Raw genomic sequence first — 14019 nt, forward strand, 5'->3', positions numbered from 1 at the left:
TAATAGCAGATAAGTAAGGTGAAAATAATATCACCTTACTTATTTTTCTATTCAGCAATTAGGGGAGTCATTAACGGAATGAAAAAAAGAAAAAGACTATGGAATTTGTGGAAAACGATTACATTGTTAGTTTGTACAGTTGTAATTTTTTCTTTACTTGTGACAGATGTATTAATTAGTCATAATGTGGAACGGACGACGGAGGATAGCCAATCAGAGAAGGCAAAAACAATTGCACACATTGTGGCGAATGATTCGATTGTAATCGATGGTTTGGTTGGGAAAGCAGATACCTCTGCAATCCAAACGTATACAAATAGGATATTAAAAAACACAGGTGTTCAATTTATTGTAGTTATGGACATGGATGGAATAAGAAAATCTCATCCAGATCCTCAAAAAATAGGTCATCATTTTATTGGCGGGGATGAAGGGCCTGTATTGAAAGGAAAAGAACATGTATCGTTAGCAGAAGGAACTTTAGGTATTTCCATGCGAGTGTTTGTACCAATATTTTCTGAAACAGGTGAACAACTTGGAGCAGTGGCTGTTGGTATTTCAGCAGATAATGTAAAAGAGAGAGTTAAGGAAAGTAGACATATCATTTATATTGGTGTCGGAGTTGGTGTATTAGTCGGAATTATAGGAGCAATATTGCTAGCTAGACATATAAAGAAAAGTTTATTCGGTCTTGAGCCGCACAGGATAGCAAAAATTCTTGAAGAAAGAAATACGATGCTACAATCTGTAAAGGAAGGTATTATTGCTGTAGATAAAGAGGCTAGAGTAACGTTAATTAATAATGAAGCGAAACGTCTATTTAAAAAAAGCGGACTTGAAGAAGATTTTATCGGTAAAGATGTTGAGTTGTATATGCCAAATTCACGTATAAAAGAAGTATTGCAAACGGGAGAAGTACAATTAAACGAAGAACAAAATATTTACGGAATTACGATTGTGACGAATCGAGTTCCTTTATATGTAAAAGGAGAAATAGTTGGTGCAATTGCAACATTTCGTGATAAAACAGAGATTAGAAAACTAGCAGAGGAACTAACTGGTATTAGACTATATGCAGAAGCATTACGGGCACAATCTCATGAGTTTATGAATAAGATGCATGTCGTATTAGGGCTTACACATATGAAACAGTATGAAGAATTACAGAAGTATATAAGCGGCATGGTATCAGAGCATCAATATGAAATTGGTGGAGTTATGAAAAGAATAAAAAGTCCAGTATTTGCTGGTTTTTTACTCGGGAAGCTCAGCTATGCTAGAGAGAAAAATATAAAATTAATTATAAGTGAAGATTCTTATATGCCGGAAATAGATGATGAAAGTATTATCCATGAACTTATTACGATTGTTGGAAATTTAATTGATAATGCATTAGAGGCAGTTACGAATTGTGAACAGAAACAAGTTGAAGTTAAGATACAACAAGGGGATATATTAACTATTACAGTGCAAGATACGGGAAAAGGTATACAAGAAAAAGAAATAGAGGAATTATTTACGAAAGGTTATTCCACAAAGGGAGATAACCGCGGTTATGGTTTGTATCTTGTAAAAGAAAGTATACAGCGAATAAATGGGGAAATTCATATGCATTCATTAGTAGGAAAGGGAACAACGATAACAATTGAAATACCTAAAGGTAGGGATGAGAGGCAAATATGATTAAAGTTTTAATTGTAGAAGATGACCCGATGGTAGCAATGTTAAATACGCATTATTTAGAGCAAGTAGGAGGGTTTGAGCTTGTTCAAGCAGTTAACTCAGTAAAGTCGGCGATAGAAATATTAGAGAAATCACGAGTAGATTTAGTATTACTTGATATTTTTATGCCTGAAGAGACTGGTTTTGAGCTTTTAATGTATATCCGGAACCAAGAAAAAGAAATCGATATTATAATGATTTCAGCTGTACATGATATGGGAAGTATTAAAAAAGCATTACAATATGGCGTAGTAGATTATTTAATTAAACCATTTACATTTGAACGATTTAAAGAGGCATTAACTATATATCGAGAAAAACTTACTTTTATGAAAGAACAACAAAAAATTAGTCAATCGGAATTAGATTCGTTAATTTTACAAAAAGAAAAAAGGGCGCCTACTGTCACGAAAGAGCTTCCGAAAGGGTTAACGAAGCAAACATTGCAATTAATTTGGCAGAAGATCGAGTCGTTGAATGGAAGGGTGTTTACAACAGATGAAATGGCACAATTAGTTGGAATTTCAAGAGTTTCTATTCGAAAATATGTAATGTTTTTGACTGACATTGGGGTGTTAGAAAACGAAATGATGTACCAACATGTGGGAAGACCTGTAAGTAAATTAAGATGTGTTGATCAAAAGAAAATAGAGTTTTACGTATAAGCGACTTAGTATAAGTCGCTTATACTTTTTTTAATTACAAAATCAATTACAAAACTTACAAAAACTATTTTTACTATTGAAAGCGTTTTAATATTGTTATTAAGAAAACGAGGGGGTGCCATATGGGAATTCAAAAGAATGTGGAAGCGGTATCATTTTCTGAAGGAAATGAAGTACAAAGAGAATCTTTCGCTTCTAAAATTATGAATGTAAAAATCGGTGTTATACCTTTACCGTTATATGTAGTATTGGCTGCTATTATTTATGGGGCATCTGTATATAATAAATTGCCAGCAGATATGATTGGTGGATTTGCAGTTATTATGATCATGGGGATTTTCTTAGGCGATATTGGGATGAGAATTCCAATTTTAAAAAATATTGGCGGTCCAGCAATACTTTCGTTATTTATTCCATCATTACTTGTATTTTTTAACTGGATGAATCCAGCTTCAATGGAAGCTGCGACTATGTTAATGAAAAAATCGAACTTTTTATATTTATATATTTCTTGTTTAGTAGTCGGAAGTATTTTAGGAATGAACCGTAAAGTGTTAGTACAAGGTTTCGTTCGCATGTTTATTCCTTTAGTAGTAGGGACGTTAGCTTCTGTAGCAGTAGGGTTATTGGTCGGTTCATTATTTGGATTTGAAATGAAGCACACATTCTTCTTTATCATCGTACCAATTGTAAGTGGTGGTATCGGGGAAGGGATTTTACCATTGTCGCTAGCGTATAGTGATATTTTAAATGAATCATCAGCAACGTTTGTATCACAGCTTATTCCAGCAGCTATTATTGGAAATATGTTCGCAATTGTAAGTGCAGGGTATATGAAGCGTTTAGGTGAGAAGAAACCGGAGCTTAGTGGTAACGGTGTATTAGTGAAAACAGACAATCAAGCAGAATTATTAAAAGAACAAAATACAGAGAAGCCAATTGACTTCTCATTAATGGGAGCAGGTTTATTAATTGCGTGTACGTTCTTCATCTTCGGAGGATTTGCTTCTAAGTTCATCGGTATTCCTGGGGCAATCATTATGATTTTTTCAGCAGCACTTGTGAAATACTTTAAATTAATGCCAGCAAAAATGGAGCAAGGAGCATTCCATTTATATAAATTTATTTCGAAGAATTTAACTTGGCCTTTAATGGTTGGATTAGGATTGCTATATATTCCGTTAAAAGACGTAGCAGCAGTTCTTTCAGTAGGATATGTTGTTGTGTGCGCATCGGTTGTTCTTACAATGGTAGCATCAGGTTTTCTTGTAGGGAAAGTGATGAAAATGTATCCAGTCGAATCGGCGATTGTAACTGGATGTCATAGCGGTTTAGGTGGAACTGGAGATGTTGCTATTTTATCGGCTTCAAATCGTATGGAATTAATGCCGTTCGCGCAAATTTCAACTCGTTTAGGCGGGGCGGCAATGGTTGTAACGGCGACAATATTATTAAAAATGTTTTCATGATCAAACAAGCTAGCTATATTCATATAGCTAGCTTGTCAAATTAAGGGGAGATTATAAGTATGTTAGCAAATCAAATTAATGAAAGATCATTGTTATTGCATAAAGAATTAGTAGGGAAAATTGAAATTACAAGTAAAGTGGAGGTAAATTCAGCGGATGATTTAAGCCTGACGTATACACCAGGTGTAGCGGAGTCGTGTAAAGCAATTGCGGCAGATGAAGAAACAGTGTATGACTATACAGCACGTGGCAATATGGTGGCAGTTGTCTCAGATGGAACAGCGGTACTCGGTTTAGGAAACATTGGACCGAAAGCGGCTATGCCTGTTATGGAAGGAAAAAGTATTTTGTTTAAGAAGTTTGCGAATGTAGATGCTTTCCCATTATGTTTAGGCACAACGGATGTAGATGAAATCGTTACCCTTGTAAAAAATTTAGAGCCTACATTTGCAGGGATTAATTTAGAAGATATTGCAGCACCGCGTTGTTTTGAAATTGAAAAACGATTAAAAGAAGAAACGAATATTCCTGTATTCCATGATGATCAACATGGAACAGCTATTGTCGTTTTAGCAGCTGTTATTAATGCATTAAAAGTTGTTAGCAAACAAATGGATAATGTGAAAATCGTTATTAACGGTGCGGGTTCGGCAGGAATTGCAATTGGAAAATTATTATTAAAGGCTGGTGCAAAGCACATTACGCTAGTTAGCCTAGAAGGTATTGTTTGTGAAGGTGAAACATGGATGAACGAAGCACAAATTGAAGTTTCAAAAAAGACAAATCGTGAACATGTGCGTGGAACGTTAAAAGAAGCGATTCACCAAGCTGATATTTTTATTGGCGTATCTGCTCCTAACGTATTAACGAAAGAACTTGTACAGACGATGAATGAGAAAGCAATTGTGTTTGCAATGGCGAATCCAATTCCAGAAATCTTCCCTGAGGATGCATTAGAGGCTGGGGCAGCTGTAGTAGGAACTGGGCGCTCGGATTATGCGAATCAAGTAAATAATGTATTGGCGTTTCCCGGAATATTCCGCGGTGCGTTAGATGTGCGCGCAACTGATATTACAGAAGAGATGAAATTAGCGGCAGCATATGGGATCGCTAACATCATTACTGATGAAGAACGTAATGCGAATTATGTAATCCCGAATCCATTAGATAAAAGAGTTGTTCCAAGTGTTGCAGAAGCAGTAGCGAAAGCAGCTATTGATTCGGGCGTCGCGCAAATTACGAAAATACCACGTTATTAATAGCGAAAAGCAGTGCCTAAAAGGCACTGCTTTTTTGAGATAAGAAATCAAAATAATGAAGAAGTGTAGAATTATTTATGTTTCTTCACTATTTATTTAATTCCATTGCAACTTGTTTACCATTCACTAAAACCTCAGTTACTGCTACGATCACTTCTATCATTTTTTTCATCTCTCATCTCTCCTCGTTTCATTTCTTACTTTAAGTATAAGAGAAGAGAGATAATTCAACTATCGAAGTACATGACGTAGAAATTACATTGTTGTAAGGAAGTGATTTATCTTTGTCACTTTACTTAGCGGTGATTACAAACTGATTATAATATTTTTCATTCACATATATATTTAATAACCATAATCCAGGTGAAGGTAGTGACATAGCGAGAGGGAGTTCGCTTGTAGTAGAATCGATTGTATTTGAAGTAGTCCAAGTTTGTTTGGAAGTTTCTTTTTGAAAGAGTACTGGTGTTGGAGTTACAGATCCTTGTTTTAGCGCAATAATAGACAATTTTCCAGTTGGTATTTCAGAATCTAGAAAGTACCACATTATTTCATTTTGTTCATTTGCGATAATAGGACTATCAGCCATTGCGACTTTACCTTCGATGCCTTTTAAAGGCATTTTTCCTTCTATGAAAGAAGGTGTTTCTTCCCAATTTACATCTTTTAAAACACTAAGGTGAAAGAAGGAAGGTGCGTTCACTTGAGTGGATGACGTTGCGACAGCTTCAGTTTTAGATGCTTTTGAATCAGGTTGTGCTTGTGTGCATCCAGTGATGAGGAAGGAGAGAAGTAGCATAGTTCCAATTTTTTTCATGGTGCCACACTCCTAGTTTTTATTGTTAGTGTAATTGTATTTGCTAGAAGGCGGGACAATTCCTTTAAAGTATAAAAAGAGGTCGTAAGTTTTGTACGACCTCTTTTGACATTTTTATCCCGTAAAAGCCCGATTGGTGTAGGTTAATAATTAGTGGGAGATAGTCCCCACTAATTAAAGTTTCATTTTATATTTGTTCCGTTGTATAGGTTGGTTCGGTTTCTTTTTGAGGCATCGTCAAAAAAATAACGGACAGAACGATACATACGCCGCCTAATAATTGATATGTTCCAAAAGATTCATTTAGCCAAGTGATTGAAACGATGGCAGCTACAAGGGGTTCAATGCTAGATAAAATGCTTGTTTCTGTTGCTGCTAAATATTTAAGACTACCGATATATAGAAGGAAAGAAAGGGTACCACTAATAATGATAAGAATAAGCATAGAAAAAGTTTTTAGTGTGAGGGTTTGTGAAAATTGATTCCACCCGAATGAACGATTATAAATAAGTAGTGCAATTCCTCCGATTAACATTCCCCAACCAATTACTACAGTTGTCCCGCATTCTTTAATGAGAGAAGCCGGATGAAGGGTATAAAATGCAAATCCGATTGCTGTTAATAGTCCAAAAATAATAGCTTCTTTGGATAAAACAATATTTTCAATTGAGCCATTTGTAATAATAAAGTATGTTCCTATTAGCGCGGCTATAATTGCGAATAGTTGCATGGAAGCAGGGAATTTTCTTTGTTCAAATGCAACATACATGGTAATAAGAACAGGACCTAGAAATTGAAATAGTGTTGCTGTGACTGCATTACTAATATGAACCGTTTCGATAAAGGCGTATTGCGCACCAAGCATGCCGAGAATAGAGAAAATAATAAGTTGTATAGAATATCTAGGGTGTTTCCAAATTTGAAATATGTTTTGTTTCTTTATAAGTAAGAAAGACAAAATAAATATTCCTGCAAGCAACAATCGAATTGTTAAAAAATCAATTGAGGATACATTAGTATGCTGAAATAGCCACTGAATCATTGGACCAGATAATCCCCATAATGTAGCCCCTGTAATAATCATAATGAGTCCGATACGTCTACCATTGTTCATTATCATGTTTCTCCTCTCCAGTATTTGATTTTTTATGTGTGACATGATAAAAGGAATTATATATAACTTCTGGTACCATAAAAAGTATCAGATTTTAGTTTTATTAAGGGGTCAGATACTATGTTAGAATTAACGCCTAATTTAAATATGAATAGTAAAAAGGCATTATATGTGCAATTGTATGAGTATATAAAAAAAGAAATTAAAGATGGATCGATTGTCCCTTTTACGAAATTACCGGCTAAGCGAAAGTTAGCGATACATTTACAGGTAAGTAAAAATACAGTAGAGGCAGCGTACGAACAATTACTTGCAGAAGGTTATATTGAGTCGATATCGAGAAAAGGCTATTTTGTATGCAAAATTGAGCAAATGGTTCATGTAGAGGATAGCGGAGATAGAATAGAAGAAGTACCGTTTCAGGAGAAGAGTTATAAATTTGATTTTACACAAACAGGAATTGATACAAATGCTTTTCCATTCAATATGTATCGGAAAATTGTAAATGAAGTATGGCAGCCGCATAATAACGAACTTCTCTTTCTAGGACACCCTCAAGGAGAAGCAAGCTTAAGAGAAGAGATTGCGAATTATTTGTATGAATCTAGAGGTGTGCGTTGTTCAGCTAGTCAAATTGTATTAGGAGCGGGAACACAAATATTAGTGAAACTATTGTTTCAATTGTTAAAGGGAAGCAATTATGCAGTTGAAAACCCAGGGTATCATAGGAAGATGGTTGTTTTTGAACAAGGAGAAGCAAGAGTCCAAATGTTATCTTTAGATAGAGATGGAATTTGTATTGCAGATTTAGAAAATAGCAATGCGAATGTTGTATTTGTTACACCTTCCCATCAGTTTCCATATGGAATGATTATGCCTATTACGAGAAGGGTGCAGCTTTTACAATGGGCAAAGAAAGAAGAGAGCAGGTATATTATTGAAGATGATTATGATAGTGAATTTCGCTATTCTGGAAAGCCTATACCGGCGCTGCAAGGGTTAGATACAGAGGGGAAAGTTATTTATATGGGGACGCTATCTAAAGCATTATTGCCATCGCTACGGATGAGCTATATGGTGTTGCCGAAGAAATTAATTAAAAAGTATCAACAGCAATATTTATTTTATACACAAAGTGTTTCAAGAATAGATCAAGAAGTGATTAGAAGATTTTTAAATGAAGGATATTGGGAAAAACATATTCATAAAATGCGTGTTGTCTACCGAAAGAAGAGAGATCGACTTGTTTTTGAAATAGAGAAGTATTTCTCTAATCGTGTTGAAGTGATAGGAGAAGATTCGGGATTACACATTTTATTAAAAGTGCATAATGGAATGCGGGAAGAAGAATTAATTCAAGAAGCTGCGAAACATAGTATCAAAATATATCCTGTGTCTACGTACTATAAAGACGGTACGGCACCTGAGAGTGTAGTTTTACTTGGGTTTGCGATATTATCAGAGGAAGAGATTGCGAAAGCGATTCAATTATTACATAAGGCATGGTTTACAAGAAAGTAAAAAACATCCTCCAAACATGAGGATGTTTTTTATTATTTATTTTCATCTAAGAATAAGACCATATGCTCTTCGTCCCAATATTGTCCGTTATATTTTAATGAACGTTCTTGTACACCGAATGTTTTAAAACCTAATGATTCATAAAGTTTTTTCGCTCCATCGTTTCCAACGACAACATCAAGCATAACTTGTTCTACTTCTAAAGATTTAGCAAGCTCAAGACATTCTTTAATAAGTGCTTTTCCTGCTCCAAGTCCGCGTGCTTTTGGAGATACATATACAGAACCGATTTTAGCTTTATGTTCTTGTTTTACATATGGTTTCGTTTCCAGTGTTGCAACCCCGATTAATTTTCCATCTTTAAATGCACCTAGCGTATAGTTTTCATCTTGTGCTAATTTTTGTGCTTTATATTCAATCGCACACTCTTTATTAATAATATCTTCATAAGAAGAGCTGAATGCTTCAGGGTTTTGCTTTAATCCTTCTACGCGAAGTTCTAAGTAAATTTCTGCTTCGTCTTTTGTTAATACATGGATATCCAATTATATCACCCTCCAAATCTTTGCAAATGTACCTTTATTTTATATTGAAATAAGAATAATTTCAAAAGCTTAGCTTATATGAGCTGTTTTTATGAACAAAATAACACCAGTAGTGTTTACTACTACTGGTGTTTTCACACGCATATTATTCAAAAGGTAGCTCGATTATAAAGTTTGTTCCCGCTCCTAATTGGCTTGTTACTAGAATAGAACCGTTATGCAATTCTACAATTTCCTTTGCAACAGCTAGCCCGATACCTTTTCCGCCTGTAGCTCGTGTTCTAGATTTATCGACACGATAAAAACGGTCAAATATATGCGGGATATCTTCTTCAGGAATACCTTCACCTTCATCTTGTACACTTATTGTAAAAGAATCTGTTTTTGTAAGTACACGTATCGTAATGGCTGTGTTTTCTGGCGAATGTTGATAAGCGTTGTGTAATAAATTTAACATAACTTGTTCCATACGTCTTTCGTCTATACAAACTTCTAAATCATCTTTGCAATATACATGAAGCTGCATTTGCTTATTTGTTAATGTTGTTTTTGTTTTTTCTACCATTCGTTCTAAAAATGGCTGAAGAAGCACTTTTTGTTTTTTTATAACAAATTGGTGTTGTTCTAATTGTACAAGCATAAATAAATCTTGGACGAGATCGGTTACACTATCCGTTTCATCCTCAATGATTTGTAAGTATTCTTCTCGCTCCTCTTTTGTTAAAGAGTCTCTCTTTGCTACCTTCGCATAACCTTTCATATAGGTCAATGGAGTTAATAGTTCATGAGCGACACTAGCGAGAAATTCATTGCGCTCTTTTTTCATATACGTAAGTTCACTCGATAAATCTTCAATTGTTTTTGCTAAACTTCCGAGTTCATCATTTCGTTTAATACCTAATTGAATTGGCTTGTTTAATTTTGACATTTTTTCTGTCGCTCTCTTCATTTTTACAAGTGGTTCTGTAATAACGCGTGAAAAAACAAAGACAGAAATTGTTGTTAAAATAATTGTTAAAACGCTAATGATAAGAAATTGGTTCATGAGTTTAAGTAACATATTTTCTAGGAAAGATGTTTTTAATAACATATATAGCTTTCCTTGAAACTTTGTTGTGTTAAGTGGACTTACTGTTGTGATGAACTTTGATTTTTTCCAGTTCCTTTCAACGACCAACCCGCCGTCTGGGACAGTTTCTGTTTTACAAGTAAGTTGTTTTTGCATATCTTTTGTTACGGGTTCTGAGGTGGAAATAATTTTGCCGTTATGGTCAGTAATAATGATAGCTATATCGGAGTTAGAAATTGATTCCGATTCAACTAAGTGTGCAGCCTCATTCGTAATATCGAACTCAGGGTACACAGGACGTTTAGGATTTTTATTATGTTCAGCGTGTTTCATTTCTTTATAATATTCATCCCGTCTCTCGCGGCTTTTAATTTTTTTACTATAGCGATTACCTTTCTCTAAAAGAGCATCTGTTTCCTCTACAATACGCATTTTTGAAAGGCTTTTATAAAAAGATACGAAAGCAATTGTTTCAATACATAAAGCTAATATTAAAAAGTATGTCCCAATTTTAAGGGAAAGTTTACTCATTTTTTCACCATACCTTATTCATAATAAAGAGTCAGTGGTATACGATTTCCCACTGACCGAAGTAATTATTCACTTTTCCATTTATATCCGACTTTATAGACCGTTTCTAGGTAATCTTCAATCGGAAATCCTTTTTTGCGTAGTTTATCACGGATATTACGAATGTGTGAGTCAATTGTTCTATATTCGATATCTGTTTCATAGCCCCAAATTTTTTCGATTAAATCATCTCGGCTATAAGCACGGTTTGTATTTTGCAAAAATAGTCCGAGTAACGAAAATTCGATAGGAGTTAGCGAGATTTTTTCATCGTACACTGTGACAGTATGTTTCGTTTTATCCCACTCAATACCATTGAAACTAACAAAGCCATCTTTTTTTGTACGGCGTAATATAGCCTCGATTCGTGCGACTAATACATGCTCATCAAACGGTTTTGTAATATAATCATCTGCGCCCATCGTGAGGCCTTTCACCATATCGTAGTTTTGGTTGCGAGCTGTTAACATAATGATAGGAACGTTGGAAATTTGACGAATTTGATAGCAAGTATCCCATCCATCCATATTTGGCATCATAACATCTAATAAAATAATATCGAATTCTTTTTGTTCGATTAATTTTAGTGCTTCAAGGCCAGAGGTAGCTTTCATACAAAAATAGCCGCGAGGGCTTAAGAACAGATCTAATAATCGCAACATACGTTCTTCATCGTCTACTAATAAAATTTTTACCATAATCTTGTGCACCCCAAACTGTTCATTCTACTTGTATAGTTTACATGAAAATAATAAAAAACTCTTTTTATGTGATTGAATGGAGGGCTGATTTTTTCGCTCAGAGTAATTGACATAAAAAATGCACTAGTTTTGCACAACTATTTTTTATAATAGAAAACGTAGCGACACAAAATACCCTATGTTGCGACATAACGTCATGTCATTTTATTTATAAAATGACAATTCCATTCTATTGTGTATGTGAGATAGAGAGGGTTTTCGTATTCACCTCGCATCGGATAAGAAAAATTTCCTATCTCACACTTTTTTTAAAAGGAGATCATACACATGAATTCAAAAGAAGAAATTTCAAAAAAAGAAAAGCAAGATCGTAATACGGTTGTCATGTGCGTTGCCGTATCTATGGTTATTATTATAAGTTGCGTAAATAAAATTTTGGGGATTTTATAATATAAAAAAAGCTGATTGCTTCTTAAGAAGCAATCAGCTTTTTTCATTGTTAGGGGGAGTGTTCATATAATAAACCAAGGTAAAATTGCTAATCCAGAAGTTACAATTGCTGTAGTAAATATTAAAAGCATAGCTCGTTTGTTTTGTTTCATGTCACATTCTCCTCTACATATCAAGTACATGCGATCAGCGTGGGATGTAGTTCCCCACTGAGTAAAGTGTCACTTTATATTTTTAGTATAATGAATGGTAAGGATTGGTACGATCGATAAAGGTGACATGAAGATTACATTGTTGTAATGAAAAAAGCATCTTTCTTATTAAGAAAGATGCTTTTGGAAAACTCCCTCACTGAGTAAAGTTCCACTTTATATTGAAGTATTAATCATTTAAGAACAGAACCATATGTTCCTCGTCCCAATATTGACCGTTATGTTTTAATGAACGCTCTTGTACGCCGTAAGTTTGGAAACCTAATGACTCATATAATTTTTTTGCTGCATCGTTACCAACTACAACATCGAGCATAAGTTGTTCTACATGTAATTTATCGGCATTTTCAATAATTGCTTTAATAAGAGCTCGTCCTGCTCCAAGGCCACGCGCTTTTGGTGAAACAAAAACGGAACCGATTTTTGCTTTATGTTCTTGTTTAATAAATGGCTTTGTTTCTAAAGTAGCAATGCCGATTAAATCGTTATCTTTGAAGACCCCTAGAGTATACTTATCCGGATTGCTTAATCGTTTTGCCATAGCAGCTACAGGATCATCATGTTTCAAAACATCTTCATAAGAAGAGCTAAAAGCTTCCGGGTTCTTCGTTAAACCTTCCATACAAACTTTTAAATATATTTCTGCGTCCTCTGTCGTTAATAAGCGAATTTCCATAGTTGTAACCTCCCTGGTGGATTTCAAATAAATCCATTACTTTCATAAGATTGAGTATATGTTTTGTTAGTATTCTCTTTTAATTTGTAAAAGAATGAAAAGATATATGCTACAATGTTTTGTTTTAATTATGTAATGAAATTATATATTAACTTTATTAACTATTCAAGTGTTTAATATGTTACATTTTTATAACTAAAATAACTCCTCGATTGAGGAGTTATTTTTTAAACATTGGATTGATAGCCATCAATTCGTTTTGGATGTGTGTAAATATTACAAGATTCATTTCTAATAAATCCTACGACTGTAATGCCTAAATCATGGGCAAGTTGCAATGCCAGTTTTGTTGGAGCGGATTTGGATAGAACAATTTCACATCCGATTTTTGAAACTTTGAGTAAAATTTCGGATGAAATACGTCCGCTAAATGCGATGATTTTTCCTTTAATGGATATATCGTTACGCAAACAATGACCATATATTTTATCTAATGCATTATGTCTTCCAATATCCATTCTTGATAGGAGGATATTGTTTCGATCACATAGCGCGGTATTGTGAACACCGCCAGTTTGGCGAAATGTAGTAGAAGATTGTTGCAAGGTATTCATTAAGTGAAAGCATTCTTCAGGAGTAATTTTTACATGTATATCATGTAAGTCTTTTGCTTTTGCTGCGTCGTTTACGAAAATAAAACCTTGTCTACCTTTTCCGCAGCAAGAAGTGATGTATCGTTTATTATATAAAGTTTGATAGAGCGGATTCACTTTTGATGATTTTACATGGACAATTCCGTTATCTTTTTGAACCCATAGTTCTTCAACATCGTTATAGGAAGAAATAATCCCCTCAGAAATTAAAAAACCAATTACCATATCTTCAATATAATTTGGTGTGCATACGACTGTTACATATTCTTCACCATTCAATTTAATAGTAATAGGAGATTCTGTAACAATCTCGTCAAGTTGTTTTGAAAATGTACCAGATTGATAACGTACAATTGTATAAGTCTCTTGCGTAGGCCCCATATTTAATTCCCCTTTTATATGTATTTCTCTCCCACATTTATCATAAAACAATGGGAAAAATAAAAACACCTATTAACAAGAAGATCACAGATTATTTTGGTTATTATTGTATATGTACGATATAATAGAACTGTAGAATAGTGATATTTTCAAGCTTTCGTAGTTATACCTTATAACATCTAGAATCGACTTCAT

13 protein-coding genes are annotated in these 14019 nt (G+C 34.3%); 6 read left to right on the forward strand and 7 right to left on the reverse strand.

Annotated features, from left to right (window positions below; genetic code table 11):
* Positions 1-78 precede the first annotated feature (78 nt).
* From CQ064_RS26255 to CQ064_RS26270, 4 genes are all read left to right on the forward strand, one after another.
* Positions 79-1683, forward strand: a complete 1605-nt coding sequence (locus tag CQ064_RS26255) for a sensor histidine kinase (RefSeq protein ID WP_000746429.1) — start codon at positions 79-81, stop codon at positions 1681-1683.
* On the forward strand, positions 1680-2387 hold the full coding sequence (locus tag CQ064_RS26260; RefSeq protein WP_000598664.1) for a response regulator: 708 nt from the start codon (positions 1680-1682) through the stop codon (positions 2385-2387). The genes CQ064_RS26255 and CQ064_RS26260 overlap by 4 nt, the downstream gene beginning before the upstream one ends.
* A gap of 122 nt (positions 2388-2509) precedes the next feature.
* Positions 2510-3856 (forward strand): 2-hydroxycarboxylate transporter family protein, encoded by a 1347-nt coding sequence (locus CQ064_RS26265; protein WP_000512722.1) that lies wholly within the window; start codon positions 2510-2512, stop codon positions 3854-3856.
* A 59-nt stretch (positions 3857-3915) separates the two neighbouring features.
* Entirely contained in the window at positions 3916-5115 is a 1200-nt protein-coding gene (locus CQ064_RS26270) for an NAD(P)-dependent malic enzyme (RefSeq protein WP_000880780.1), read from the forward strand.
* Between the two features lie 292 nt (positions 5116-5407).
* Here the strand turns inward: CQ064_RS26270 and CQ064_RS26275 are convergent, their stop codons facing one another.
* The gene (locus CQ064_RS26275) at positions 5408-5932 is read right to left on the reverse strand and encodes a DUF4871 domain-containing protein (RefSeq protein ID WP_000719683.1); all 525 of its coding nucleotides are present in this window, start codon (positions 5930-5932) and stop codon (positions 5408-5410) included.
* A gap of 187 nt (positions 5933-6119) precedes the next feature.
* The gene (locus CQ064_RS26280) at positions 6120-7046 is read right to left on the reverse strand and encodes a DMT family transporter (RefSeq protein ID WP_001059054.1); all 927 of its coding nucleotides are present in this window, start codon (positions 7044-7046) and stop codon (positions 6120-6122) included.
* Between the two features lie 120 nt (positions 7047-7166).
* On the opposite strand from CQ064_RS26280, the gene pdxR reads away from it, so the two are divergent.
* Entirely contained in the window at positions 7167-8567 is a 1401-nt protein-coding gene (gene pdxR, locus CQ064_RS26285) for a MocR-like pyridoxine biosynthesis transcription factor PdxR (RefSeq protein WP_000891883.1), read from the forward strand.
* 32 nt (positions 8568-8599) lie between these two features.
* Here the strand turns inward: pdxR and CQ064_RS26290 are convergent, their stop codons facing one another.
* From CQ064_RS26290 to CQ064_RS26300, 3 genes are all read right to left on the reverse strand, one after another.
* Positions 8600-9112 carry a GNAT family N-acetyltransferase gene (locus CQ064_RS26290; RefSeq protein ID WP_000351212.1) on the reverse strand — a complete coding sequence of 171 codons (513 nt, stop codon included), beginning with the start codon at positions 9110-9112 and terminating at the stop codon, positions 8600-8602.
* A gap of 145 nt (positions 9113-9257) precedes the next feature.
* Complete coding sequence (locus tag CQ064_RS26295; RefSeq protein ID WP_000041023.1) at positions 9258-10712, reverse strand: HAMP domain-containing sensor histidine kinase; 1455 nt, start codon at positions 10710-10712, stop codon at positions 9258-9260.
* Positions 10713-10777: 65 nt separating this feature from the next.
* On the reverse strand, positions 10778-11449 hold the full coding sequence (locus tag CQ064_RS26300; protein WP_000238956.1) for a response regulator transcription factor: 672 nt from the start codon (positions 11447-11449) through the stop codon (positions 10778-10780).
* 330 nt (positions 11450-11779) lie between these two features.
* Here CQ064_RS26300 and CQ064_RS34175 point away from each other — a divergent pair, with 330 nt between their 5' ends.
* The gene (locus CQ064_RS34175) at positions 11780-11902 is read left to right on the forward strand and encodes a hypothetical protein (RefSeq protein WP_001085006.1); all 123 of its coding nucleotides are present in this window, start codon (positions 11780-11782) and stop codon (positions 11900-11902) included.
* Positions 11903-12283: 381 nt separating this feature from the next.
* Here CQ064_RS34175 and CQ064_RS26310 read toward each other — a convergent pair whose 3' ends face one another.
* On the reverse strand, positions 12284-12790 hold the full coding sequence (locus CQ064_RS26310) for a GNAT family N-acetyltransferase (RefSeq protein WP_000405867.1): 507 nt from the start codon (positions 12788-12790) through the stop codon (positions 12284-12286).
* A gap of 227 nt (positions 12791-13017) precedes the next feature.
* Positions 13018-13824 (reverse strand): formate dehydrogenase accessory sulfurtransferase FdhD, encoded by an 807-nt coding sequence (gene fdhD / locus CQ064_RS26315; RefSeq protein WP_000529237.1) that lies wholly within the window; start codon positions 13822-13824, stop codon positions 13018-13020.
* Positions 13825-14019: the final 195 nt, after the last annotated feature.

It is taken from the genome of Bacillus sp. MYb78 (assembly GCF_002975115.1).
Lineage (GTDB): Bacteria > Bacillota > Bacilli > Bacillales > Bacillaceae_G > Bacillus_A > Bacillus_A cereus.

Excerpts from the sequence above, each read along its gene's own strand:
- CQ064_RS26310 (WP_000405867.1), bottom strand. The coding sequence starts at position 12,790 with ATGGAAATTCGCTTATTAACGACAGAGGACGCAGAAATATATTTAAAA.
- CQ064_RS26255 (WP_000746429.1), top strand. The coding sequence starts at position 79 with ATGAAAAAAAGAAAAAGACTATGGAATTTGTGGAAAACGATTACATTG.
- CQ064_RS26275 (WP_000719683.1), bottom strand. The coding sequence starts at position 5,932 with ATGAAAAAAATTGGAACTATGCTACTTCTCTCCTTCCTCATCACTGGA.
- CQ064_RS26270 (WP_000880780.1), top strand. The coding sequence starts at position 3,916 with ATGTTAGCAAATCAAATTAATGAAAGATCATTGTTATTGCATAAAGAA.
- fdhD (WP_000529237.1), bottom strand. The coding sequence starts at position 13,824 with ATGGGGCCTACGCAAGAGACTTATACAATTGTACGTTATCAATCTGGT.
- CQ064_RS26300 (WP_000238956.1), bottom strand. The coding sequence starts at position 11,449 with ATGGTAAAAATTTTATTAGTAGACGATGAAGAACGTATGTTGCGATTA.
- pdxR (WP_000891883.1), top strand. The coding sequence starts at position 7,167 with ATGTTAGAATTAACGCCTAATTTAAATATGAATAGTAAAAAGGCATTA.
- CQ064_RS34175 (WP_001085006.1), top strand. The coding sequence starts at position 11,780 with ATGAATTCAAAAGAAGAAATTTCAAAAAAAGAAAAGCAAGATCGTAAT.
- CQ064_RS26295 (WP_000041023.1), bottom strand. The coding sequence starts at position 10,712 with ATGAGTAAACTTTCCCTTAAAATTGGGACATACTTTTTAATATTAGCT.
- CQ064_RS26260 (WP_000598664.1), top strand. The coding sequence starts at position 1,680 with ATGATTAAAGTTTTAATTGTAGAAGATGACCCGATGGTAGCAATGTTA.
- CQ064_RS26280 (WP_001059054.1), bottom strand. The coding sequence starts at position 7,046 with ATGAACAATGGTAGACGTATCGGACTCATTATGATTATTACAGGGGCT.
- CQ064_RS26265 (WP_000512722.1), top strand. The coding sequence starts at position 2,510 with ATGGGAATTCAAAAGAATGTGGAAGCGGTATCATTTTCTGAAGGAAAT.